21 protein-coding genes and 1 tRNA gene are annotated in these 24,712 nt (G+C 32.0%); all 22 read left to right on the forward strand.

The genetic code is table 11. The features are described from left to right. The first annotated feature begins 17 nt into the window (after positions 1 to 17). The 22 genes from dnaJ to OWM07_RS09080 all read left to right on the forward strand — a co-directional run bounded on the left by dnaJ (position 18) and on the right by OWM07_RS09080 (position 24,547). Positions 18 to 1,130: a molecular chaperone DnaJ gene (dnaJ, locus tag OWM07_RS08975; RefSeq protein ID WP_423303376.1), complete on the forward strand. Its 1,113-nt coding sequence runs from the start codon at positions 18 to 20 to the stop codon at positions 1,128 to 1,130. A gap of 10 nt (positions 1,131 to 1,140) precedes the next feature. Next, positions 1,141 to 1,521 (forward strand): heat shock protein transcriptional repressor HspR, encoded by a 381-nt coding sequence (locus tag OWM07_RS08980; protein WP_423303378.1) that lies wholly within the window; start codon positions 1,141 to 1,143, stop codon positions 1,519 to 1,521. 14 nt (positions 1,522 to 1,535) lie between these two features. Next, positions 1,536 to 4,139 (forward strand): ATP-dependent chaperone ClpB, encoded by a 2,604-nt coding sequence (gene clpB, locus OWM07_RS08985; protein ID WP_423303380.1) that lies wholly within the window; start codon positions 1,536 to 1,538, stop codon positions 4,137 to 4,139. 138 nt (positions 4,140 to 4,277) lie between these two features. Beyond that, complete coding sequence (locus OWM07_RS08990; RefSeq protein WP_423303381.1) at positions 4,278 to 5,198, forward strand: sigma-70 family RNA polymerase sigma factor; 921 nt, start codon at positions 4,278 to 4,280, stop codon at positions 5,196 to 5,198. A gap of 9 nt (positions 5,199 to 5,207) precedes the next feature. Next, positions 5,208 to 5,540: a phasin family protein gene (locus OWM07_RS08995; protein WP_423303382.1), complete on the forward strand. Its 333-nt coding sequence runs from the start codon at positions 5,208 to 5,210 to the stop codon at positions 5,538 to 5,540. Further along, positions 5,515 to 6,102 (forward strand): NUDIX hydrolase, encoded by a 588-nt coding sequence (locus tag OWM07_RS09000; protein WP_423303383.1) that lies wholly within the window; start codon positions 5,515 to 5,517, stop codon positions 6,100 to 6,102. Before OWM07_RS08995 ends, OWM07_RS09000 begins: the two co-directional genes overlap by 26 nt. A 183-nt stretch (positions 6,103 to 6,285) precedes the next feature. Then, entirely contained in the window at positions 6,286 to 10,971 is a 4,686-nt protein-coding gene (locus tag OWM07_RS09005; protein ID WP_423303384.1) for an NAD-glutamate dehydrogenase domain-containing protein, read from the forward strand. A 234-nt stretch (positions 10,972 to 11,205) separates the two neighbouring features. After that, the gene (locus OWM07_RS09010; RefSeq protein ID WP_423303385.1) at positions 11,206 to 12,630 is read left to right on the forward strand and encodes an aldehyde dehydrogenase family protein; all 1,425 of its coding nucleotides are present in this window, start codon (positions 11,206 to 11,208) and stop codon (positions 12,628 to 12,630) included. A 10-nt stretch (positions 12,631 to 12,640) separates the two neighbouring features. Next, the gene (locus OWM07_RS09015; protein WP_423303386.1) at positions 12,641 to 13,981 is read left to right on the forward strand and encodes a 3-oxoacid CoA-transferase; all 1,341 of its coding nucleotides are present in this window, start codon (positions 12,641 to 12,643) and stop codon (positions 13,979 to 13,981) included. A gap of 64 nt (positions 13,982 to 14,045) precedes the next feature. Continuing rightward, positions 14,046 to 15,365, forward strand: coding sequence for an NADH:ubiquinone reductase (Na(+)-transporting) subunit A (gene nqrA, locus OWM07_RS09020; protein WP_423303387.1), 1,320 nt, complete (start codon positions 14,046 to 14,048; stop codon positions 15,363 to 15,365). Beyond that, positions 15,365 to 16,564, forward strand: coding sequence for an NADH:ubiquinone reductase (Na(+)-transporting) subunit B (locus OWM07_RS09025; RefSeq protein ID WP_423303388.1), 1,200 nt, complete (start codon positions 15,365 to 15,367; stop codon positions 16,562 to 16,564). Before nqrA ends, OWM07_RS09025 begins: the two co-directional genes overlap by 1 nt. Beyond that, on the forward strand, positions 16,554 to 17,321 hold the full coding sequence (locus OWM07_RS09030; protein ID WP_423303389.1) for a Na(+)-translocating NADH-quinone reductase subunit C: 768 nt from the start codon (positions 16,554 to 16,556) through the stop codon (positions 17,319 to 17,321). The genes OWM07_RS09025 and OWM07_RS09030 overlap by 11 nt, the downstream gene beginning before the upstream one ends. A 10-nt stretch (positions 17,322 to 17,331) precedes the next feature. After that, entirely contained in the window at positions 17,332 to 17,946 is a 615-nt protein-coding gene (locus OWM07_RS09035; RefSeq protein ID WP_423303390.1) for an NADH:ubiquinone reductase (Na(+)-transporting) subunit D, read from the forward strand. Next, a complete protein-coding gene (gene nqrE / locus OWM07_RS09040; RefSeq protein ID WP_423303391.1) occupies positions 17,939 to 18,550 on the forward strand; it encodes an NADH:ubiquinone reductase (Na(+)-transporting) subunit E in 612 nt (203 codons plus the stop codon). Before OWM07_RS09035 ends, nqrE begins: the two co-directional genes overlap by 8 nt. Positions 18,551 to 18,570: 20 nt before the next feature. Beyond that, positions 18,571 to 19,791, forward strand: a complete 1,221-nt coding sequence (nqrF, locus tag OWM07_RS09045) for an NADH:ubiquinone reductase (Na(+)-transporting) subunit F (protein WP_423303431.1) — start codon at positions 18,571 to 18,573, stop codon at positions 19,789 to 19,791. A 1-nt stretch (position 19,792) separates the two neighbouring features. After that, complete coding sequence (locus tag OWM07_RS09050; RefSeq protein ID WP_423303392.1) at positions 19,793 to 19,924, forward strand: hypothetical protein; 132 nt, start codon at positions 19,793 to 19,795, stop codon at positions 19,922 to 19,924. Between the two features lie 40 nt (positions 19,925 to 19,964). After that, positions 19,965 to 20,999, forward strand: a complete 1,035-nt coding sequence (gene galE, locus OWM07_RS09055) for a UDP-glucose 4-epimerase GalE (protein WP_423303393.1) — start codon at positions 19,965 to 19,967, stop codon at positions 20,997 to 20,999. A 52-nt stretch (positions 21,000 to 21,051) separates the two neighbouring features. Beyond that, a tRNA-Leu gene (locus OWM07_RS09060) sits at positions 21,052 to 21,140 on the forward strand. Positions 21,141 to 21,371: 231 nt separating this feature from the next. Next, on the forward strand, positions 21,372 to 21,626 hold the full coding sequence (locus OWM07_RS09065) for a ComEA family DNA-binding protein (RefSeq protein ID WP_423303394.1): 255 nt from the start codon (positions 21,372 to 21,374) through the stop codon (positions 21,624 to 21,626). Positions 21,627 to 22,205: 579 nt separating this feature from the next. Then, complete coding sequence (locus OWM07_RS09070) at positions 22,206 to 22,559, forward strand: nucleotidyltransferase family protein (protein WP_423303395.1); 354 nt, start codon at positions 22,206 to 22,208, stop codon at positions 22,557 to 22,559. Then, on the forward strand, positions 22,538 to 23,020 hold the full coding sequence (locus OWM07_RS09075) for a ribonuclease toxin HepT-like protein (RefSeq protein WP_423303396.1): 483 nt from the start codon (positions 22,538 to 22,540) through the stop codon (positions 23,018 to 23,020). The genes OWM07_RS09070 and OWM07_RS09075 overlap by 22 nt, the downstream gene beginning before the upstream one ends. Positions 23,021 to 23,278: 258 nt before the next feature. After that, a complete protein-coding gene (locus OWM07_RS09080; RefSeq protein WP_423303397.1) occupies positions 23,279 to 24,547 on the forward strand; it encodes an ATP-binding protein in 1,269 nt (422 codons plus the stop codon). Positions 24,548 to 24,712 lie beyond the last annotated feature (165 nt).

The raw sequence follows: 24,712 nt of genomic DNA on the forward strand, positions 1-24,712 counted from the left end.
TTTAATGAGGGTGGGTTATGGCAGAGACTTATTATGATATTTTGGGTGTTAGTAAAAATGCTACACAGGATGAGATAAAAAAAGCTTATAGAAAATTAGCCAGAAAGTACCATCCTGACTTAAATCCTGGGAATAAAGAAGCAGAAGAAAAGTTTAAAAAGATATCAGAAGCATACGCTGTATTATCTGATCCTGAAAAAAGGAAACAGTATGATACATTAGGACATGATGCTTTTACTTCAAGTGGTCAAGGGTATGATTTTTCAAATATGAATTTTGAAAACTTCAAGACCACTTTTGGTGATTTTGATATATTTAAAGATATTTTTGAGGATCTTTTTGGAACAGGCACTAAAACAGGCAGATCTAAAAGAGCTTCAGCCCCTCAAAGAGGGGAAGATTTATACTATAATATCCAAATCCCATTTCGTGATGTAATTTTTGGCAATGAAGTTGAGCTTAATGTTAGAAGGTTGAAAAACTGTGATACTTGTTTTGGTAAGGGTGGAGATAAGTCTATATGTGGTGTTTGTGGAGGTAGTGGAGTTGTAAGGCAAGGATCAGGATTTTTTGCAATATCAACCACTTGCCCACAGTGTAAAGGTGAAGGAGAAATAATTTATAAGCCATGTAATAAGTGTGGAGGAAAAGGTAGATTTTATGTAACTGAAAGAATTAAAGTAAGAATACCGCCAGGTGTAGATAATAACTCTAAAATAAGAGTACCAGGTAAAGGTAATGATGGTTTAAACGGTGGATTGAGTGGCGATTTATATATTGTAACTAATGTTATACCTCATGAGATTTATAAAAGGGAAGGTGATAATTTATATGTAAATGTAGATATAGATATGTTTGAAGCTGCTTTAGGTGGGAAAATCACAGTACCTACCCCTTATGGTGCTGTTAATATAAATATCCCTGCAGGGACACAGCCTGGTCAGAAGTTTAGAATAAGAGGTAAAGGTGTGCCTCATCTAAAAGGTGGAGGCAATGGAGATTTATATATAGTTATCAATGTGAAAATTCCGCAAGTGGCGGTAGATGAAGATAGAAAGTTGTTGCGTGAAATGTCTAAACGATATCCTCTAGCAAATAGAGATCAACTTTTAACCAAAGGTAGATTATAGGGGGTGAACTATGAAAAAGAAACCTTTGTATGTAATTAGTATTGTTTCTGAGATGCTTGACATACACCCCCAGACTTTAAGGCAGTATGAAAGGTTAGGTTTTGTCAAACCGACAAGGACAGAAGGGAATACCAGGCTTTATTCGGATGAGGATATAGAAAAATTAAAATTTATAATTACGCTTACAAAAGATTTAGGGGTAAATTTGGCAGGTGTAGAGATTATTTTGAACATGAAGGAGCAGATTAATGAGTTACAAAATCAGGTAAAGATGTTGGTTGATTATATAAAAAACAGATTAGGGGAGGATTTGGATAAGAATATTAAAGAAGGCGCAATAGTGCCTACTAAACAGGCAAATATTATTAAAGTAAAAATTGAAAAAGAGTAGTTTGGAGGTGAATTATGATAAATTGGAATAAAATGACTATAAAAGCTAGCGAGGCATTGCAAAATGCCATAAAGCTGGTTGAAGATAAACAGCAACAACAACTTTTACCAGATCATATTTTATATGCATTAATTACCCAGGAAGATGGTCTAATAGTTCCACTTTTACAAAAAATAGGTGTCAATGTAGCTTCATTAAAAGAAGATGTTATAAAAGCTATTGATGGTTTGCCAAAGGTTAGTGGCTCAGAGCAAGTTTATATGTCTCAAGATGCTAAAAAAGCTATCGATTATGCCTTTGAAGTAATTAAGCAATTTAAAGATGAATATGTTTCTACTGAGCACCTACTGCTTGGTATTGTTGAACATGCTGGTTATGGCTTAAGGCAGATATTTACAAAATATGGGATTGATAGAGCTGTAGTGGAAAAAGCTATTAAAGAGATTCGTGGTTCAAGCAGAGTAACTGATCAAAATCCAGAAGAAAAAATGAATGCTTTGGAGAAATACACTATCGACTTAACTGAGGCAGCAAGAAGTGGAAAACTTGATCCAGTAATTGGTAGGGATGAAGAGATTCGAAGAGTCATACATGTTTTGTCAAGAAGGACAAAAAACAACCCTGTATTAATTGGTGAGCCTGGTGTAGGTAAAACTGCGATTGTAGAGGGGCTTGCCCAAAGAATTGCAAATGGGGATGTGCCGGATTCGTTGAAAAATAAAAGAGTGCTTGCACTTGATATGGGTGCATTGATTGCAGGGACAAAATTTAGAGGAGAATTTGAAGATCGATTAAAATCGATTTTAAAAGAGATAAGGAAAAGTGAAGGTGAAATTATCCTTTTCATCGATGAATTACATACTTTAGTTGGAGCTGGTGCTGCTGAAGGAGCTATGGATGCCGCAAATATCTTAAAACCTGCTTTAGCTAGAGGTGAATTACACTGTATTGGTGCAACGACACTTGATGAGTATAAAAAATATATAGAAAAGGATGCAGCGTTAGAAAGGAGATTCCAGCCTGTATTTGTGGATGAGCCATCAGTTGAAGATACAATTTCAATCTTACGTGGTCTTAAAGAAAGATATGAAGTTCATCATGGTGTAAGGATAAAAGATACAGCATTGGTTGCTGCTGCATATCTTGCACATAAATATATAAGTGATAGGCATATGCCTGATAAGGCAATCGATTTAATTGATGAAGCAGCAGCTAAAATAAGGATGGAGATAGACAGTCTTCCTACAGAGCTTGATGAGTTAGAGAGAAAAATGAGGCAGTTGGAAATAGAGCGTCAGGCTTTGAAAAAGGAGAAAGATGAAGCAAGTAAAAGCAGATTGGCCAAACTTGAGGAAGAAATAAGTAATTTACAAGAAAAAATAAGTGAGTTGAAAACTCATTGGCAAAACGAAAAGAATCTCATTATGGAATCCCGTAAGATAAAAGAGGAGATTGAACAGGCTAAAATAGAGATGCAAAAAGCTGAAAGGGAAGGGAATTTGGAGCTTGCTTCACAGATAAAGTATGGAAAGTTGATTGAGTTGCAACAAAAGCTTGAAGAAGTAAATAATAAGTTGAAAGAGATTCAGAAGAATAAGAAAATGCTAAAAGAAGAGGTTGACGAAGAGGATATCGCTTCAATTGTATCTAAGTGGACAGGGATACCAGTTAATAAACTCTTAGAAGAAGAAGCTGATAAGCTTATAAAAATGGAAGAGCATTTGCACAAGCGTGTAATCGGTCAAGACAAAGCGATAAAGGCAGTAAGTGAGGCTATCAGAAGAAGTAGAGCCGGATTGAATGATCCAAAAAGACCTATAGGTTCATTTATATTCCTTGGTCCAACAGGTGTGGGTAAAACAGAGCTTGCAAAAGCGTTGGCTGAATTTCTTTTTGACTCAGAAGATGCTATGATTAGGATTGATATGAGTGAATATATGGAAAAGCATGCCGTTGCAAAACTGATTGGTGCTCCTCCTGGTTATGTGGGTTATGAAGAAGGCGGACAACTTACTGAAAGGGTAAGAAGAAGACCATATAGTGTGATTTTATTAGATGAAATAGAAAAGGCTCATCCTGATGTGTTTAACTTATTGTTGCAAATACTTGATGATGGTAGGTTGACCGATTCAAAAGGTAGAACAGTAAACTTTAGAAATACAGTAATCATTATGACTTCCAATATTGGTAGTGATTTAATTCAAAATGAATTTTCAAAAGAGGGTAGCTGGGAAGAAAAGTATGAAAGGATACACAATCTGGTATTTCAACAACTAAGTAACTACTTTAAACCAGAGTTTTTAAACAGGGTTGATGATATTATAGTGTTCCATCCACTTGGGGATGAACATTTAAGGGAGATTGCTAAATTGCTTCTTAATAATTTTGCAAATAGGTTGAAAGAGAATAATATAGAAATTGAGTTTGATGAAAGCGCTATAGATATGGTGGTTAAGGCTGGTTATGATCCAAAATTTGGTGCAAGACCTATGAAGCGATCTATACAGAGATTAATAGAGAATAAAATAGCCGAAGAGATAATTAAAGGGGAAATAAAACAAGGGGATAAAATTAAAGTATCTTTTCAAAATGATGAACTTGTTATCTCAAAGATATAAAATTTTTTTACAAAAAAGAGGGGGGTTCCCCTCTTTTAAAATTTTTTATTATTTTGCTTACTAAATTGTAAAAAATATGTTATAATTATTGAACAAATAGTATAATTATTAATCCTTTTAATAAAGTGTTGGTGGGGTATGGAGAATATAAATACTGATAAAGATAAAGAATTTAAAGATACAGAAGAGTTTTTGGAAGAGGATGAATTTTTTGAAATACCTATACTTGCTGAAATTTCAGAGGATGGTTTAAAGAATTATCTAAATAGGATTTCCCAGTTTAAGCCTTTAAGTAGAGAAGAGGAATATGAGCTTGGTAAAAGGATACAAAAGGGTGATGTGAAAGCATTGGAAAAGCTTGTATTATCCAATTTAAAATTTGTTGTCTCTATTGCAAATAGATATAAAAATACTGGTTTGCCTCTTGCTGACATAATAAATCAAGGTAATTTAGGATTGCTTGAAGCTGCAAAAAGATTTGATCCAGATAGAGGTGTAAAATTTATTTCTTATGCTGTATGGTGGATAAGACAGGCGATAATTCAAGCATTAGCCGAGCAATCTGGGACAGTAAAACTACCTTTAAAACAAGCTAGTATCCTATACAAAATAAATGAAGCTATAGAAGTGTTAAGTAAAGATTTGGGCAGAGAACCCACTTCAGAGGAGATTGCGCTATACCTTGAGATGGATCCAGAGGATGTGGAAAATGTTTTAAGGGTTTCTAGGAATTATTTATCTTTAGAGGCTCCTATAAAAGATGGTGAAGATAGAGCTTTTATAGATTTATTGGAGTCTGGTGGTAAAAGTGTTGAAGAAGAGATATTTTTAAATACTTTGAAATCGAATATAGAAGAGATAGTAGATGAATTAAATGAAAGGGAAGCTCAAATAATTAAATGGCGATTTGGACTGGAAGGTGAAACACCAAAAACTTTAGAGGAAATAGGCGAGATACTGAATATAAGTAGAGAAAGGGTTCGTCAGATTGAAGCTAGGGCATTGAATAAGTTAAAAAAGAAAGCTCTTAAAAGAAAGCTTAATGATTTCCTTAATTAGGAGGGCTTTATGAACGAGTTAGCTAAAAAATTTATTGTTTTGGGGTTAGGTTTGGCAGCAATGACTGAGGAGAAAGCAAAAGCATTTTATGATAATGTAATTAAAAAGGGGGAGCAATCACTTAATCAGGATTCAAAGTTTTTGAAAGATGTAGTGGAAAATTTTGAGAAAAATAGCAAAGAAGTGGAAGAGATAATAGAAAAGATGCTGAAATCTTTTGCTGATAAAATGGGACTTGTTACTAAAAATGATTTAAAAAAATTTGAAGTTAAATTAGCTGAAATAGAATCTAAAGTGGAGAGATTAAATAGGGAGATTGAGGCTGTCAAAGAAGGAAATTGATTGTATATCTGAGATTCTAAAAGGGTACAAAAGAGAAAAAAAAGAGAGCACACATAGGGCAGCTGCAGTATTAATCCCTATTATATATAATAAAAACGATCTTGAAATAGTTTTTACCAAAAGACAACCTTGGCTCAATAATCATAGTGGAGAAGTTTCTTTTCCTGGTGGTGGAGCGGATAATACGGACAATAAATTAAGTGAAACTGCGCTTAGAGAAATGTTTGAGGAGACTGGTGTTAGTAAAGATTATATTACTATTTTGGGAAAATTGGATGATGAGTATTCCATTACTAATATAAAAGTGACACCTTATGTAGGTTTTATAAAGGATGATTTGAGCAGGATTAGATTTGTAATGGATGAATATGAGGTGGAAAGGATTTTTACTGTTCCTATTAAATATTTTTATAAAAAAGATATTTTTTGGACAGAGAATTGGGTAAGAAACGGTCTAAAAAGAAAGGTTTATTTTTATAAATATAATGATTTGATTATCTGGGGCTTAACAGGTAGAATACTCTATAAGTTTTTAAAAATGATTAAAAAATGTATAGTGTGATTGAAATTAAGGGATGTCTTAATTGTTATTTAATTAACTAATATTATCTCAGTAAAATTACTAAAAAAATAATATTTTTTTTAAAATTAAAATAATTTTTTTATTATCAATAAAATAGCTTGTTTATTTATTCAGTTTGTTATATTAATAAAAAGTTGAAAAAATCAATATCGGGAGTGTCTTATGTTAAATATATCCTGTTTAACTGCCAAAGAAATATTAAAAGATCAAGGTCAAAAAGAAAATTTTAAAAGGTATCATGATGTAGTATTAAAAAGTTATGGTGATAAAGGTGTAAAATATAATTTTGCAAATCTTCTATATAAGCATTTACCCCAAAATTTATTAGGTATTTTGAGTGATGATGATCTTATAAGTTTTTTGGATTATCTTTTCTCTATTTTAAATAATCGGAAAAGGAAGAAATTTTTTATAGAGAAGACACATGCTTTTAAGTCAAAGTTTTTTATTGGGAATTTTTCTTTAATTTCTATTGTTACCGATGACAGACCCTTTATTGTGGATAGTATTAGAGAGTATTTTTATGAAATACAGTATAATCAGCAGTTTTTATTACATCCAATTTTTTCTGTTAAAAGGGATAAAAAGGGGGATGTTGTTGATATTGGGGAATCGGATTTAGGGTGCAATAATGAATCTTTTGTAATAATCTTTTTAGAGGAGGTTGATGAAGAAAAATTACAAGAAATAACTAATGAAATATGTCAAATTTATGAAGAGCTTTCATTAGCAGTAGATGATTTCCCTAAGATGTTAAAAGTCTTAAATAACCTTTCTGATTATTATAAAAATAAAAATCCTGAGATTTCAGATTTTATAGATTGGCTTGTTGATGGAACTTTTATAATTCAAGGTGTTAGGATACTTGATGTTTTTGATCTTGCAAATGGGAAGTTTAAAGTAGATCAATTTGGTGTGTATAGACTTAATAGAACCACCAATATAATCCCAAAACTTGTCGATGCTATAAAAGAAAAAAGAATCAAGTTTATTGAAGGTTATCCAATTGTTTTGGATAAAGCTATATTTAAATCGAAAATCAAAAAGAGAAGAAATTTTGACAGGATTATGTTTGTTGATTATGAAAATGGTAAATGTAGAGCTATAACAGTTTTAGGGATATTTGGTAAACAAGGGATAGCCACACCCCCTCACAAAATATCTATATTAAGGAAAAAAATAGATTCGCTTTTTGAGTATTTTAAGTTTGTAAAAGGTTCCCATGATTATAAGTGGATTCAGGATACACTTAATAACTATCCAAAAACTGAGATTTTTAATCTTGGTTGTGATGATTTAAAGGATGTAATAAGGCTTTTGTTAACTATTCAGGGGAAAGACCAAATTAGGATTTATACAAGAGATTTTAAGCCATCAAAACATTTTTATACCTTGATAATATTTCCTACTGATAGATTTTCTGCTGAGACAGTAAACAGTATTAATAAAAGAATTGCTGAGCTTTATAAGGCGAAAATTCTAGATGTTTCTATTAGATATGATGAGCATGGTTACACATTTTTGCACTTACACCTTCTTGTCAAAGATATGACAGCTATTGATGCAGTTAAAGAAAATGATTTAAAAGACATTGTTATCGAAGAAATTAAAGATTGGAATGATATCTTTTATGAGATGTTATCTTATAAATTTTCAGGTAGAAAGGCTGATGAGTTATATTATCAATTTGTTAATGGTTTGTCAGAAAGCTATAAATCTAAGATGCCCCCAAAAGAAGGGGTAAGAGATGTTAGTATCCTTTCTGATTTAAAAGATTTTTATTCAAGATTAGCCGTAGTTAATAATAATGTTTATTTAAAGTTATATTCAAAAAAGAGAATACTTTTAACAGATATTATGCCAGTTATTGATAATATTGGTTTGAAAGTTATTGAGGATGAGATATATGAGGTTAAAAAAGGTGATGAAGCTTTTTATATAAGTAGTATTCTTTTAGCTAGTATTGATGATCCAGAACAGTTTTATTCAAGGTTTAATAAGATACTACCTGAAATGGTTAAAGCTGTAATTGAGGAAAAGTGTGAAAATGATAAGCTGAATTCACTCCTTTTATTAGAAGGGTTAAATTATAGAGAAGTTAAGATTTTAAGAACGCTGAGGAATTATATATCTCAGGTGGATTTTAAGCTGAGTAAATCAACTATTAATCAAACTTTATTAAAGTATCATAATATTGCAAAAAAAGTTGTTGAGATATTCAAAGAGAAATTTGATGTAAATAAAACAGAAAGGAAATATGAAGAAATTAAAGATATAGCATGGGGGCTTCTTGAAGAAGTACAGACTCTGGTTGAAGACTCTGTATTTAGGGAAATGTTTAAATTAATGGATGCAATTGTTAGGACAAACTTTTACAAAAAACCTGAGAGAAATTATATTTCTATTAAGATTTCTAGTAGGCAGCTTGATTTTATTCCAGAGCCTAAGCCCCTTTATGAGATTTATGTTCATAGCCCCAAAATGGAGGGTGTGCATCTTAGAGGTGGCAAAGTAGCAAGAGGTGGTTTAAGGTTTAGTGATAGACCTGATGATTTTAGAACAGAAATTCTAGGCTTGATGAAAACGCAGGTTGTAAAAAATGCGGTAATAGTCCCCACTGGTTCCAAAGGTGGTTTTATTGTTAAGAAGAGATTTTCAGATAGACAAAAGGATATGGAACATGTAGTTGAGCAGTACAAAACATTTATTAGAGGTCTTTTAGACATAACTGATAATTATCAAGGGCGTAAAATTGTTCACCCTGAAGATGTAGTTGTTTATGATGAAAAAGACCCATATTTAGTTGTAGCTGCTGATAAAGGTACAGCTACTTTTAGTGATATTGCAAACAGTATTTCTTTCGAATACGGTTTTTGGCTTGGAGATGCCTTTGCTTCTGGTGGTAAAACAGGTTACGATCATAAAAAGATAGGTATTACAGCTAAAGGTGCTTGGGAGAGTGTAAAAAGACATTTTAGAGAGCTTGGTAAAGATATTCAAAAAGAGGAGTTCACGGTAGTTGGTATTGGGGATATGTCTGGTGATGTTTTTGGTAATGGTATGCTGCTATCCAAAAAAATTAGGCTGCTTGCTGCATTTAATCATATACATATATTTGTCGATCCTAATCCAGATGCTGATACAAGTTATATTGAAAGGTTGAGATTGTTTAAACTACCAAGATCCACATGGAAAGATTATAACCCAAAATTGATTTCTGAGGGTGGTGGAGTATTTGATAGATCAGCAAAAAGTATAAAACTTACCCCACAGATGAAAGAGATGTTTAAAACGACCAAAGATGAAGTTTCAGGGCAAGAGCTTATACAGATGATATTGAAAATGGATGCAGAACTGCTCTGGAATGGTGGTATAGGAACATATGTTAAAGATTCCAGTGAGACAAATGATGAAGTTGGTGATCATGCAAATGATGCTGTAAGGGTTAATGCTGAGGATTTAAAGGTTAAAGTAGTAGGAGAGGGTGGAAATTTAGGCTTTACACAAAAAGCAAGGATTAAATTTGCTTCTCTTGGTGGTAAAATAAACACAGATGCACTAGATAATTCAGGTGGGGTAGATATTTCTGACCATGAAGTCAATTTGAAAATTATACTTGATCAATTCTTGAAGAAAAAGCTGGTTAAAGATTCAAAAGAAAGGGATAAGTTAATATTAGATTTGACAAAGGCTGTAGAAAAATTAGTTTTACACGATAACTATATGCAATCTCAAACTGTAAGCTGTGATTTAATCCGCTCAAAAGAGAATCCAATTATCTTTCAAGAAACTGCAAGGTTTCTAAAAGATATAGGACTATTGGATTTTAAATTAGAAAATATAAACTTTATTAAAGAAAATAGGGATATAACAAGGCCTGAACTTGCTGTTCTGCTTTCTTATATTAAGATATTTTTGTATAACGAGGTTGAAAAAAATATAGATTTTAATGACCCTGTGGTTAGGAAGTTATACTTAAGTTATTACCCAGAATACATGGTTAAAAGGTTTGGGGATAATCTTTTTGAACATAGGTTGGCAAAGGAGATAACAGCTACAGTTATTGTAAATAAAGTTATAAATCAAACTGGTATTACATTTTTTATTGAGCTTTATAAAAATACAAATCAACCATTTGAAAAGCTAATAGATAAGTATTTGCAAATTGATGAGCTGTTAAATACTGATAATTTCAGAAGTGCTATTTATGCGTTGGATAATAAAGCTAAATCTGATGCTCAGTATAGAGCTCTTATAGAAATAGAAAAGACACTTAAACTTGGTGTAGAGTGGTTAGTAAAAGATGGGAATGATAAACTACTTCAAGAGAACAAAGATCTCTTTTTAGAAATTGTAAAAAGAATTCCTGCTAAAGTAAGCGGTGTTGTTAAAGAGCAAATGAAAAGGTTTGAAGAGGAGCTTATAACTGATGGTTTTCCAAAAAGACTTGCAAAGGCGATTGCAGAGTTAAAATATTCTAAGCCAGCTTTTGATATTTTTGATATAGTAGTATCACAAAACATTAATATTGATGTGGCAATATCTAACTATTTTAAGATTGGTGATGCATTCAGATTTATAGATATGAAAGAAGCAATCAAAAAAATCCCTATCAGCAGTGAATGGGATAGAATTAACAGAGAAAATTTACTTAAAAAGTTAAAATACCTTCAAAAACAAATATTAGCTAAGGGCTGTATGGATGTAGGTTATATAAAGAAAATTAAGAACAAAGAGGAAAGATTTTTTGAAAATTATAATAACTTTTTAAATGATGTGGATCTTGGAAAGGTTGCTACACTTGTACCATTTAATGTTATATTGGAGATGTTTTTAAATATTTTATAATATTGAATATATATTTTCCTCATGAAAGGGTTTAATCTCTGACCTTTTCATGAGGAAATTTTTTTTATAAGAGTTTTATAGTATTAAAACAAAGTCTCAAACTCTTTAATATTACTTGATAATAAAGCCAAAATGAGTTAAATTTATTTATTAATAGTCTTAAAATTATGTTTTACATAATTTGATAGGAGTGAGTGTAAAAATAATAATTAAATAATCTTATGGGGGTGACTTATGGGTATATATAAGCTTTTTTGGGATGGGAAGTGGCAGGAAACAGAAAAAATTATCGATGTAATTAACCCTTATGATAATAAGCCTTTTGCAAAGATTTATGAAGCTTCTATTGACGATGTAAATAAAGCAATCGATACAGCTTATAATGCAAAAGAGAAAATAGCGTCTTTAACTGCAAAAGAGAGGGGGGATATCTTAGATAAGATTGCAGATTTAATAGCCGATAGATTTGATGAGTTTGCTAAAACGATTTCTTTAGAGTCTGGTAAAGCTATAAAATTTGCAAGAGGAGAAGTTGCAAGAGCAATCGAAACTTTTAAATTTAGCGCGGATGAAGCAAGAAGATTAAGTGGTGAAGTTGTGCCACTTGATGCGGCTGCTAGTGGTAAAAATAGGTTTGGCTACTATAAGAGGTATCCAGTGGGTGTTGTTGGAGCGATAACCCCATTTAATTTCCCTTTGAATCTTGTTGCACACAAAGTTGGTCCAGCTATAGCAGCTGGTTGTCCAATAGTTTTAAAGCCTGCTACTGCTACACCTATTACTTCTGTTAAACTTGTTGAAGTAATTTTAGAGGCTGGTTTTCCTGCAGAAGGGATAAATTTAGTGGTAGGTTCTGGCTCTACAGTTGGAAATGCCATAGTTACCTCTGAAAAGGTTGCAAAAATTACATTTACAGGTTCACCAGAAGTTGGCTTACAGATTAAAGCTAAATCAGGAATTAAAAGAGTTACATTAGAGCTTGGGAATAATGGCCCGGTTATCATAAATAAAGATGCTGATATTGCAAAAGCTTTACCAACTTGTGTAGTAGGAGCTTTTGCTAATTCAGGGCAGGTATGTATCAGTGTTCAAAGAATTTATATTCATGAAGATAGATATGATGAATTTAAAGAGCTTTATGTAAAAAGTGTTGCTGAGATGGGGGTTGGTGATCCATTAAATGATAATGTAGTAGTTGGACCGATGATAGATTTAAAAGAGGCTGAAAGGGTTGAGCAATGGGTTAATGAAGCAGTGAGTCAAGGTGCAAAAATTTTAATTGGTGGTAAAAGGGAAGGGAGTATTTATTATCCAACAGTTCTTGAAAACTGCACTAGTGATATGAAAGTGGTAAAAGATGAAGTTTTTGCACCTGTTGTATCACTATTTAAATTCAAAGATTTAGATGATGCTATAAAACAGGTAAACGATACAAAGTATGGCTTACAAGTGGGAGTATTTACCGAGAATATTAAGACCGCTTTTTATCTAATTGATAGACTAGAGTTTGGTGGTGTCATGGTTAATGATGTCCCAACCTTTAGAGTGGATAATATGCCTTATGGCGGTGTAAAGTTTTCTGGACTTGGTAGAGAAGGGGTTAAATACGCTGTTGATGAAATGACAGAAATAAGGATGGTTATGTTTAATTTAAATTAAGAGGTGTGTTATGGCAGAAATTTTTAAGTCCTCGATAGATGCTATTAAAGATGTTATAAAAGATGGGATGGTTATTGCTGCTGGTGGTTTTGGACTTTGCGGAATCCCTGAAAATCTTATAAATGCAATTAAAGAGCTAAAGGTAAAAGATTTAACATTTGTCAGTAATAATGCAGGTGTAGATGATTTTGGATTAGGTATATTACTACAGACGCGTCAAATAAAAAAAATGATATCCTCTTATGTGGGTGAAAATAAAATTTTTGAACAGCAATATTTAAATGGTGAGCTTGAATTAGAACTAGTACCACAAGGTACTTTAGCTGAAAAATTGAGAGCTGGGGGAGCCGGAATCCCAGCTTTTTTTACAAGGACAGGGTATGGTACTATATTAACAGAGGGGAAAGAAGTCAAAGTATTTGATGGTAAGGAGTATGTTTTAGAAGAAAGTATCAGACCTGATCTTGCAATTGTAAAGGGTTGGAAGGCTGATAAAAAAGGGAATGTTATCTTTAGATATACAGCAAACAATTTTAATGAAGTTTGTGCAAAGGCAGCAAAATTTACAATAGTTGAAGTTGAAGAGATTGTTGAAGATTTAGATCCAAATTTTATCCATTTACCAAGTATCTATGTGGATCGTATCGTTTTAGGTGAAAGATACGAAAAAAGGATTGAACAACTAACAACTTTGGAAAATATGAGCGAAACTAAAATGAATGAGAAAAGGGAGTGGATGGCAAAAAGGGTTGCAAAGGAGTTTAAAAAAGGGATGTATGTAAATCTTGGAATAGGGATGCCAACTCTTGTAGCTAACTTTATAACTGATGATATGGATATTACACTGCATTCGGAAAATGGTTTATTAGGTATTGGCCCATTTCCTAAAACTGAAAAAGATGCTGATCCTGATTTGATAAATGCTGGTAAGCAAACTATTACATATAAGAAAGGTGCAGCTTTTTTTGACTCTTCAGAATCTTTTGCAATGGTTAGAGGTGGCCATATTGATTTGTCCGTTTTAGGTGGTATGCAAGTAAGTGAGAAAGGGGATCTGGCAAATTGGATGATACCTGGCAAAATGGTAAAAGGGCCTGGTGGTGCTATGGATTTGGTTAGTGGTGTTAAAAAGGTTATTGTAATGATGGAGCATGTTGCAAAGGATGGCTCTCCTAAAATATTAAAAGAATGTACGCTCCCAATAACTGGTAAAGAAGTTGTTGATATGATTATTACAGATAAAGGGGTTTTTGAAATAAAAGATGATGGTTTATATTTACTTGAAATTTCACCTTTTTCATATTTGGATGATATTAAGAAAAGTACAGGCTGTGAAGTCAAGGTTAAGTGAAATCTACTTGATTATTTGGAATTTATAAATATAATTATAATGATTTTAAATTAAAGGGATTGAGATGAGAGAAATAATGTTTAAAAGGGGGCTTAGGCTACCTATTGGTAAGGTCAGCGAATTTAAAGGGGAAAAGTTATCTCGCGAAATTGGTTTTGTAGGTGATGATTTTACAGGTTTAAAGGTAAAGTTTTTAGTCAATGAAGGGGATAAGGTTTCTACTGGCACACCACTTTTTATTAATAGAAAAGATGAAGATGTGGTATTTGTTTCTCCTGTAAATGGTGTTGTGAAAAATATTGTAAGGGGAGAAAAGAGAAAATTTTTATACTTGAGTATAGAAGTTGAAAACCATGCATCAGGAGAAGCTATCGATTTTGAAGATAAAAATTTGAATTATAAAGATATTTTATTAAAATACGGATTTTGGCCATATTTTAGAAAGAGACCTTTTGATAAAATCCCTTCTTCAAAATCAAAACCTGTAGCAATTTTTATCACAGCTATTGATACTAGAGGTTTTGCACCAGATCCTAATCTTATCATTGAGAAGGAAAAAGATAATTTTATAAAAGGGGTAGATGTCTTAAAGGAAGCTTTTGGTGTAAAGACATTTTTATGTGTTGATAAAGATTTTAATAAAAGTATGTTATCTGAAGATGAATTATTAGAGATAGCTGTTTTTCATGGTCCGCACCCTGCTGGGCTTGCTGGTACACATATCGATCATTTACGAAAACCAACAATGGAAGAAGAAGTATGGTATATAGATTATCAAGCTGTAATTGATATCGGCTATTTTTTTTATACAGGTAAAATTAATCCCTATAAATATGTTTCTATTGCTGGTTATGACTTTAAAGAAAATGGTATCTTTAAAATATTAAAAGGGAGCAGGCTTGATAATATATTGGATATAAGCAACGATTATAGATATATTTCTGGATGTTATCTGTATGGAAGAAAGATTGATGAAAATACTCCTTTTGTTGGTTTTTACGTTAATCAGGTCTCAATTATAAAAGAGGGGGGAGAAAAAAGGCTATTTGGGTGGATTTCTCCTTCTGGTAAATATTTTACTGTTTTAGGCGTTGCCCTTTCAAAATTTATTAGACCTAAAAAGTATATTTTTGATACATCGATGCACGGTAGCCTGAGACCTATTATCCCTATTGCTTCTTACAATAAAGTTACAGCTATTGATACAGAACCTTTAGCATTATTAAGAGCTGTTTTGACAAAGGATATTGATAGAGCCATAGATCTTGGTATTTTATCTTTAGGTGAAGAGGATTTTTCTTTATATACCTATGTTTGCCCAAGTAAAATAGATTTTATAAAACACTCAAGAGAACTACTTGATACAGTAGAGAAGGAATGGTGATGAAAAGGTTGCAAAAGTTTTTTGAGAAGATAGGTGAGCACTTTAAAGAAGGTGGTAAATATAGCAGATGGTACCCTCTTTATGAAGCTACAGAATCTTTCTTTTTCTCACCAGATACAAAAGCCACTGGTAAATGTCATATAAGGGATGTAGCTGATTTTAAAAGGGTTATGATTTTTGTTGTGATAGCACTTTTACCTGTGACAATATTTGCTATTTATAATACAGGATTACAAACGAACCTTTTAATTAATAAATATAATATAATTCCAGATGGTTTTCGCTGGGATATTTTAAAATGGTTTCATGTAAGTTTTGATAGTAGTAGTATTGTTAGTAATTTCGCTGTGGGGCTTGCATACTTTTTACCCCTTTATGCAGTTACTATGGTTGTGGGTAGTTTTTGGGAAGTATTGTTTGCTGTTGTTAGAAAACATGAAATAAGTGAAGGTTTTCTTGTAACAAGCTTATTATATCCTTTAATTCTCCCACCAAATATCCCTTTGTGGGAAGCTTCAGTGGCTCTTTCATTGGGGTTAGTGCTTGGTAAAGAGCTTTTTGGTGGCACTGGGATGAATGTTGTAAACCCAGCACTGATATCAAGGGCTATTTTGTTTTTTTCATACCCTGCAAGTATGACGGGTGATAGAGTTTGGACTGGTATTGATGCTGTAAGTGTTGCTACGCCTTTAACACTTGCATCATCAAATAATATAATTAGTGAACATTACAGATGGATAGATGCATTTATAGGATTTATCCCTGGCTCAATGGGTGAAACATCTACGCTCCTATGTATCGTGGGTGCTTTAATTTTGGTTGTTAGTAATGTGGCATCATGGCGTATAATGGCTTCTGCTGTAATAGGGCTTATTTTTACTTCTACACTATTTAACCTAATCGGTAGTCAAACAAATTATATGTTTAATCTACCTTTTTATTGGCACTTGGTTTTGGGTGGATTTGCTTTTGGAGTAGCTTTCATGGCGACAGATCCTGTGAGTGCTGCTTATACAGATAGAGGGAGATGGATTTACGGTTTTCTTATAGGTTCTTTAACAGTGCTTGTGAGGGTTGTAAATCCTGCTTATCCAGAGGGGACTATGCTTGCTATTATTTTTGCAAATATTGTAGCGCCAACAATAGATTATTTTGTGATAAAATCTGTTATTAAAAGGAGAAATAAAGTTGCAGCCTGATAGCAAAAGAAAAACGCTTTTTGTTGCTTTTGTCATATCTTTTGTTTGCTCCATACTTGTTTCTGCAGCTGCTGTATTATTGAAACCTGTTCAAGAAAAAAATCAGATTAAAGATGTTTTAAAGAATGTTATTCAGGTTGCAGGGATAAATGAAAGAAATGATATGAATGAAATTTTGGGTAAAAAGTTAGTGCCAAAATTATTGGATATGGAAACATATAATTTGGAGGACATCAAAGATATTGGTGGTTATTATAAAAATTTTAAAAAGATGCTTAATGATGATACAAAATCTATAAAGTTAAAGCCTGAAGAAGACTTGGCAGGTATAGGGAGAATACCAAAGAAGGTTTTAATTTATTTTGTGAAAGATAATAATAGTGTTAATAAAATTATAGTTCCAATCTATGGAAAAGGGCTTTGGTCAACATTATACGGATTTCTCTGTATTAATGCAAAAGATAAATCTATTTGTGGTATAACTTTTTATGAGCACAAGGAAACTCCTGGGCTTGGTGGAGAAGTGGATAACCCTAATTGGAAAAGAAAATGGGTTGGTAAGATGATTTATGATAAGGGTGGCAGCTTAAAATTGACAGTAATTAATGGTGAAGTAAATCCTGATTCTGTTGAAAAGGCTTATCAAATTGATGGTTTAAGCGGTGCTTCAATTACAACTGCTGGCGTAAATAACATGGTTAAATTTTGGCTAGGTGACAGAGGTTTTAAAAAATTTTTGATGAAAAATACATTTTAGAGGATGTTATATGAAAAAGTATAAAGAAGTCCTCTTAAAACCTATATTTAGAGATAATCCGATTGCTGTTCAGGTGTTGGGGATTTGTTCTGCTTTAGCAGTGACTTCAAAACTTGAGACTGCTATTGTGATGTTTTTTGCAGTTACTTTTGTTGTGGCTTTTTCAAACCTTTTTATTTCACTGATAAGAGATAATATCCCTACAAATATAAGAATTATTGTTGAGACAACTATAATTGCCACTTTAGTTATTATAGCAGACCAGTTTATCAAAGCGTATTTTTTTGAAATCAGTAAACAATTATCTGTGTTTGTGGGGTTAATCATAACAAACTGTATTATTATGGGTAGAGCTGAGGCATTTGCATTGAAAAATGGTCCGATAGAAAGCTTTTTAGATGGAATAGGTAATGGTATTGGTTATGGTGGGATTTTGATAGTGGTTGCAATAATTAGAGAGTTAATTGGTTCTGGCAAACTACTTGGTATTACAATTCTAAAACCTGTATCTGAGGGTGGTTGGTACACTCCAAACGGATTGTTCTTACTAGCACCTAGTGCATTTTTTATTATTGGGCTTTTAATCTGGCATGTTAAAAGGCAGATAGGGGATTATGATGCTTGAGCATTTGCTTAGTCTTTTTGTAAAATCTATATTTATAGAAAATATGGCATTATCTTTTTTCCTTGGTATGTGTACATTTATAGCTGTTTCTAAAAAGATGGAAACAGCTGTTGGGCTTGGGATGGCTGTCGTCGTTGTGCAGTTTATTACTGTGCCAGCTAACAATGTCATTTATCAATATATTCTAAGAGAAGGAGCTTTGAGCTGGCTTGGTTTGAAAAATGTGGATTTATCGTTTATTGGGCTTGTTTCATATATTGGTGTGATTGCTGCGATGGTTCAAATTTTGGAAATGGTTGTGGATAAGTTTTTTCCAAAACTTTACAACTCACTTGGAATTTATCTTCCGTTAATTACAGTAAACTGTGCAATACTGGGTGGCTCTCTCTTTATGGTTCAAAGAGAGTATACACATATTGAATCGATAGTGTTTGGGCTTGGATCAGGTATGGGTTGGGCTTTGGCAATTATCTTACTTGCAGGTATAAGAGATAAATTAAAATATAGCAATCCACCTAAAGGGCTTGAAGGGGTTGGTTTAACCTTTATTGTAGCTGGTTTGATGGCGATTGCTTTTATGATTTTTTCAGGAATAAAATTATAAAGTATTGAGGTGGGATGTTGATAGAAATAGTTTTAGGGGTATTATCTTTCACATTTATTATTTTGATTCTTGTAGTTGTTATTTTATATGCAAGAAGTAAGCTTGTTCAAACAGGCGAAGTAAAAATTTATATAAATGATGAAAAAGAACCATTAGTTACACAAAAAGGTGGTAAGCTTTTATTTGCATTGGCTGAAAATGGGATTTATTTATCTTCTGCTTGTGGTGGCCAGGGAACATGTGGTTTGTGTAAAGTGAAGGTGTTGGAAGGTGGCGGTGATATCCTCCCTACTGAGCTTTCACATATCTCAAAAAGAGAAGAAAAGGAAGGTGTAAGACTTAGTTGTCAGGTGACAGTTAAAAATGACCTAAAAATTGAGGTATCTCCTGATGTTTTTGGTGCAAAACAGCTTGAGTGTGAAGTGATTTCAAACAAAAATTTGGCTACTTTTATTAAAGAGCTGGTTTTAAAGATCCCTGAAGGTGTTGATTTTGATTTCAAAGCAGGTGGTTTTATTCAAGTGTGGGTACCACCTTATACTGCTTATTTCAAAGATTTTGATATAGACGAAGAATATAGAGAAGATTGGGAAAAAGCTGGCTTATTTGAACTTGTATCCAAAGTAGATGAGCCTGTTGTAAGAGCTTATTCTATGGCAAACTACCCCTTAGAAAAGGGGATAATAATGCTCAATGTGAGAATTGCAACTCCACCTCAAAATAGAAAAGATATTCCACCTGGTAAAGGGTCTTCATATATTTTTAGTTTAAAACCTGGAGATAAAGTAACCGTTTCGGGCCCTTATGGTGAGTTTTTTGTAAAAGATACAGATAATGAAATGGTTTTTATCGGTGGTGGTGCTGGTATGGCACCAATGCGTTCTCATATTTTTGATCAATTAAAAAGGGTAAAAACAAAAAGAAAAATGACATTTTGGTATGGTGCAAGAAGCAAGAGAGAGCTTTTTTATGTGGAAGATTTTGATAGGCTTGCAAAAGAGCATGATAACTTTGAATGGTTTATAGCATTATCAGATCCTCTGCCAGGGGATAACTGGGATGGTTTTACTGGGTATATACATCAGGTTGTTTATGAAAATTATTTGAAAAATCATCCTGCTCCTGAAGATTGTGAATATTATTTGTGCGGTCCACCTGTTATGATTGATGCTGTATTAAAGATGCTTGATTCTCTAGGGGTTGAGAGAGAAAATATCCTTTTTGATGATTTTGGAGGATAATGTGTTAGATTATATAATTTTTGTAGTAATAGTAACTTTTGTATTTTTTATTTTCATAATGTTTATGAAGAATAAGAATAAAGGTGGTTGCTGTTCTCATACTGGTGATAGTTGTTCTTGTAATAAAGAATAATTTATAATATTAATTTCATTATTTCTTTAAAGGGGGGCTTATGAATATCCTTGTTACTGGTGGAGCTGGTTATATTGGTAGTCATGTAGTAAAGGAGATTCTTGAGAAAAGATCTGATAATGTTGTTATCCTTGATAATTTTTCGACAGGTAGTAGAAGAAATACTGATACTTTGAAAAAAATTGATGTGAATGGTAGATTAAAAATAATTGAGGCTGATTTATCCAATTTTAGTTTAGTAGAGGGGATTTTTAAATCATATTATTTTGATGCAATAATACATTTTGCAGCAAGCATTATTGTACCAGAAAGTGTGGAAAACCCTCTCAAATATTATATGAATAATACTGTAAATACGACAAATTTGATTAGACTGGCAAATAATTATGGGGTCAAAAGATTTATATTTTCTTCCACAGCTGCAGTTTATGGAGAGCCTGAAGAGGTACCAGTAAAAGAGACGACGATTTTAAGTCCGATAAACCCTTACGGTATGAGTAAATTAATGAGCGAGAGAGTGCTTATCGATACTGCAAAGGCAAATAACGATTTTAAATATGTGATTTTAAGGTACTTTAATGTGGCTGGTGCAGATATGAACAATGCAAAAACAATAGAGGATATAAATCCTCGAATTGGTCAGGCATTTCCTGAAGCGACACATTTGATAAAAGTGGCAGCTGAAACAGCTACAGGGAAAAGGGATAAAATCTATATTTTTGGTGATGATTACGATACAAAAGATGGTACATGTATCAGAGATTATATTCATGTCGATGATCTTGCAATGGCTCACTTGCAGGCACTTGATTATTTAAATGAGAATGAGAGTGATATTTTTAATTGTGGATATGGTCATGGTTATACGGTAAAAGAGGTTATAAATACAATGAAGAAGGTCAGTGGAGTTGATTTTAAAGTGGGAATAACTGGTAGAAGAGCTGGTGATCCATCAAAATTGATCGCTGATAATAGCAAAATTTTAAATAAACTTGGGTGGCAGCCAAAATTTGATAATTTAGAGTTGATTTGTAAAAGTGCTTTTGAGTGGGAAAAGAGATTAGATTTAGCTTGATTATTATATTTGTTGACAAGGGGTACTAAAATACATATATGTTTTTTGTTTCGCCCAAGTGGTGGAATTGGTAGACACGCAGGATTCAGGATCCTGTGGCCGTAAAAGGCCGTGGGGGTTCGAGTCCCCCCTTGGGCACCATTATTTTCAAATATAAAGCTATTTATATCCTTTGTTTAAACATCATTAGTTAACAGAATTTCAAGTGGTCTAATAAGTTAGTTTAGGAAATGTATAAAATTTTTTATATTTATAAAAATTTATTGCGAGCAAAATGATAAAATGATAAAATATTAGTAAATTAACCGTTATTTGGTAAACGATAATCGAGTAACGATTTTGTTGGGGGGCTAAATAAAGTAGGGGGATGTTATGAAGAAATTCTTATTTTTAATGATTTTCATCTTTATTTCTTCTGTTTTATTTGCAAAAATAAATATAAATACTGCCACAAAAGAGGAGTTGATGAGTTTAAAAGGTTTAGGGAAGAAAAAGGCTGAAGCTATAATTGAGAGGAGGGAGAAAAAACCATTTAATAGTATCGAGGAACTATTAGAGATAAAAGGGGTAGGTAAAAGGTTTTTAGAAAAGAACAAAGACAATATTTGCGTAGGCTCTGATTGCTAATTTAATAAATAGAGCCCCCCATTTTTTTATAACAATGGATAAACTATGATAAATGAAAAATAGATTTAATTAAAAAAAGTTGAGGATGTTGTGCAATAGGCTAACATGTTGATAGTTATTACATCATAAGATTGCTTCGCTACGCTCGCAATGACAGCAATTTTGGGTCATTGCGACTCCGCCATTTAGTAGCAATTTTAAGCTTAAAGCTTTTTATGTGTAAAATATTTGCATATAGTTTTAAATATTTGAAGCTTAATGGCGGGGGAAGCAATGTGGGACTTTTGCAGATATTTTTAATAGTAGCAAATATCATGTTGAGATAGAATAAGATTAAAAAATGAGTATATGAAGAATTTTGTATTAGGTGGTGGTAGTGTATTGACATAGTGTTTTTGTCATAAATGTAGGGTTTATTTGGATTTTTTATATAATAATGGCTTACAATATAATTAAAAAGAAATTAAAATATCAGTAATAAACAAATTTATGTTATAATTGTTTTGAAGGTAATCATTGACAGGTAAGTAGTTGGTTTATATACTAAATTGTATAATAGATGCTAAAGGTACGTTTAATATGAAATTTTCAACAATATTATTAGATCAAACTTTAAAAAAAAAGAGATATGAACAGGAAGAGTTGCGCAAACAAACTCTAAAAAAATTAGATAAAATACTTCATGAAATGTCAAAAATTATACCTTTTAGGGGTGCTTACATTTTTGGTTCTATAACAAAGCCTTATCAATTTACCAGAGAATCCGATGTGGATATAGCTTTTTTGGGGTTGGATGATTGTGACTTTTTTAGAGCAATGTCTATTTTATCAATAAAATTAAAGAGAGATGTGGATATTGTACAGCTAGAACATCATAGGATAAAAGATAAAATTATTAGGGATGGAATAAAGTGGAAAAAGAGTTATTTATAATTTTAAAGTCTGAAATAAATGCACAACTTGGTGAAATCGAAAAAATTTATAAGAAATTGCAAGAGAGAGAAAGTTCAAATGATAGATTTTCATTAGAAGCAGTTGCGTATCAATTACATAATTTATACTGTGCTTATGAAGATTTGTTTAAAATAGTGGCTAGAACCTTTGAAAATAATATTACAGATCCATCACAATTTCATATAGAGTTATTAAAAAGGATGGCTATCTCAATTGAAGGAGTAAGGCCTAACATGATTTCTGAGAAAACTTTCAAGTTACTCAATAACTTAAGGGGTTTTAGGCATTTTTTTAGACATGCATATTCTTATGAACTTGATGACAGGAAAATAAAAATTGTATTAGAAGATGCTTATAAAGTAAAAGATTTATTTAAAAATGACTTAGAAAAATTTTTATCAATGCTTAATGATACCTCAAATGAAAAACTATGTGAATAAACCTTGAATAGTTAAAACGTTGAATCGTTGAAATGTTAGAACGTTGAAACGTTGGAAAGTTAAAACGTTAAAACGTAGAACGTATAACGTTGAACCTATAACCTATAACCCTACTAGGAAGCCGTTGATCGAAAACCGGATACTGAATATCGGAAAACGTTAAAACTAAATACATGTTTTGTAGAAAATATTGACTTGTGTTCCGAAAAAGTATAGTATTTTTCGGAGAATATTCCTGAAAAAGTATAGGGGAAGTTGGTGAAAAAAAGGGAAATTTTTGAAACATTAGAAAAACAGATAACAAATAACAAAGCTACCATTCTCATTGGACCAAGGCAAGTTGGAAAAACAACATTAATGAAACAATTATATGAAAAGTATAAAATTAATTATCCATCTTTATTTTTGGATCTTGATATTTTTTCAAACTATGAAAAAGTAAGCACTTATGAAAATTGTATTAATACATTGAAATTAAATGGTTATAAGGAAAATAGTGGAACAAAGTTTTTGTTATTCCTTGATGAATTCCAAAGATACAGTAATATTGGTAAAATAATAAAAAATATTGTAGATAATCATCCTGATATAAAGATTTATGCTTCTGGTTCTTCTAGCCTTGAAATTAGAAATAATATACAGGAAAGTTTAGCTGGGAGAAAGAGAGTTTTTTATATTTATCCTTTGAGTTTTAAAGAATATCTACATTTTATTGGCAGAGATGATTTGATTATAAAAATTGAAAATTTGTCTGAAATAAAATCAGATTCACTTACAGAGTTAATTCCTGAGCTTTATAATGAGCTAAATAATTTTCTGATATATGGTGGATATCCAGAAGTTGTTCTTACTAAATGTAGTGAAAAAAGAGATGTTTTATCATCTATTTTTGATTTATATGTAAAAAAAGATTTGGTGGATTTCTTAAATTTTGATAAAGTGAAAAATGTAAAAATGATGATAGATTTTCTTGCAGTTAATAATGGCCAGCAAGTAAGCTATAATCGATTATCTCAAATATGTGGGTTGGATGATAAAACTGTCAAAAATTATTTAGAGATTTTGAAAGAAACCTTTTTAATAAAAATAAATACTCCTTGGTATACTAATAAAAATAAAGAATTAGTCAAAATGCCAAAAGTCTATTTTTTAGATAACGGAGTTAGAAATTTTTTTATAAATAATTTTAATCCTCCTGAAATTAGGGAGGATTCATCCTATTTGTTTGAAGGATATGTTATTTCTGAGCTACTGAAATTAGGTTATTCTGATAGTCAAATTAAATTTTGGAGAACAAAGAATAAACATGAGGTGGATATTATTATAGAAGTTGAAGGAAAAGTGATCCCTGTTGAAGTAAAGTATAAAAAAAATTTAAAAAAATCGGATTTTTTATCACTTAAGAATTTTTTGGAAAATTATCCCTATTATAGTCCTGCCTATTTAGTAAATCTTAGGAATAATAAGGTAGAAATGAGCGGTATTAGATTCATATCACCATTTGAGTTAAGAACGTTGAAAAGTTAAAACGTTAGAACGTTAAAACGTAGAACGTAGAACGTAGAACCTAGAACCTTGAACTGGAACCGTTAATCGAAAACCGGATAACGAATATACGAAAACGTTAAAACGTTAAAATGTTAAAATGTTAAAATGTTAAAATGTTTGTAAGTTTAACATTGACTTTTGACA

Source organism: Deferribacter thermophilus, from assembly GCF_049472675.1.
Taxonomy (GTDB): domain Bacteria; phylum Chrysiogenota; class Deferribacteres; order Deferribacterales; family Deferribacteraceae; genus Deferribacter; species Deferribacter thermophilus.

Coding starts and splice junctions, on each gene's coding strand:
- dnaJ (WP_423303376.1), top strand. CDS start 18: ATGGCAGAGACTTATTATGATATTTTGGGTGTTAGTAAAAATGCTACA.
- OWM07_RS09070 (WP_423303395.1), top strand. CDS start 22,206: ATGAAATTTTCAACAATATTATTAGATCAAACTTTAAAAAAAAAGAGA.
- OWM07_RS09065 (WP_423303394.1), top strand. CDS start 21,372: ATGAAGAAATTCTTATTTTTAATGATTTTCATCTTTATTTCTTCTGTT.
- OWM07_RS08990 (WP_423303381.1), top strand. CDS start 4,278: ATGGAGAATATAAATACTGATAAAGATAAAGAATTTAAAGATACAGAA.
- OWM07_RS08980 (WP_423303378.1), top strand. CDS start 1,141: ATGAAAAAGAAACCTTTGTATGTAATTAGTATTGTTTCTGAGATGCTT.
- nqrE (WP_423303391.1), top strand. CDS start 17,939: ATGCTTGAGCATTTGCTTAGTCTTTTTGTAAAATCTATATTTATAGAA.
- OWM07_RS09010 (WP_423303385.1), top strand. CDS start 11,206: ATGGGTATATATAAGCTTTTTTGGGATGGGAAGTGGCAGGAAACAGAA.
- OWM07_RS09025 (WP_423303388.1), top strand. CDS start 15,365: ATGAAAAGGTTGCAAAAGTTTTTTGAGAAGATAGGTGAGCACTTTAAA.
- OWM07_RS09005 (WP_423303384.1), top strand. CDS start 6,286: ATGTTAAATATATCCTGTTTAACTGCCAAAGAAATATTAAAAGATCAA.
- OWM07_RS08995 (WP_423303382.1), top strand. CDS start 5,208: ATGAACGAGTTAGCTAAAAAATTTATTGTTTTGGGGTTAGGTTTGGCA.
- clpB (WP_423303380.1), top strand. CDS start 1,536: ATGATAAATTGGAATAAAATGACTATAAAAGCTAGCGAGGCATTGCAA.
- OWM07_RS09015 (WP_423303386.1), top strand. CDS start 12,641: ATGGCAGAAATTTTTAAGTCCTCGATAGATGCTATTAAAGATGTTATA.
- galE (WP_423303393.1), top strand. CDS start 19,965: ATGAATATCCTTGTTACTGGTGGAGCTGGTTATATTGGTAGTCATGTA.
- nqrA (WP_423303387.1), top strand. CDS start 14,046: ATGAGAGAAATAATGTTTAAAAGGGGGCTTAGGCTACCTATTGGTAAG.
- OWM07_RS09035 (WP_423303390.1), top strand. CDS start 17,332: ATGAAAAAGTATAAAGAAGTCCTCTTAAAACCTATATTTAGAGATAAT.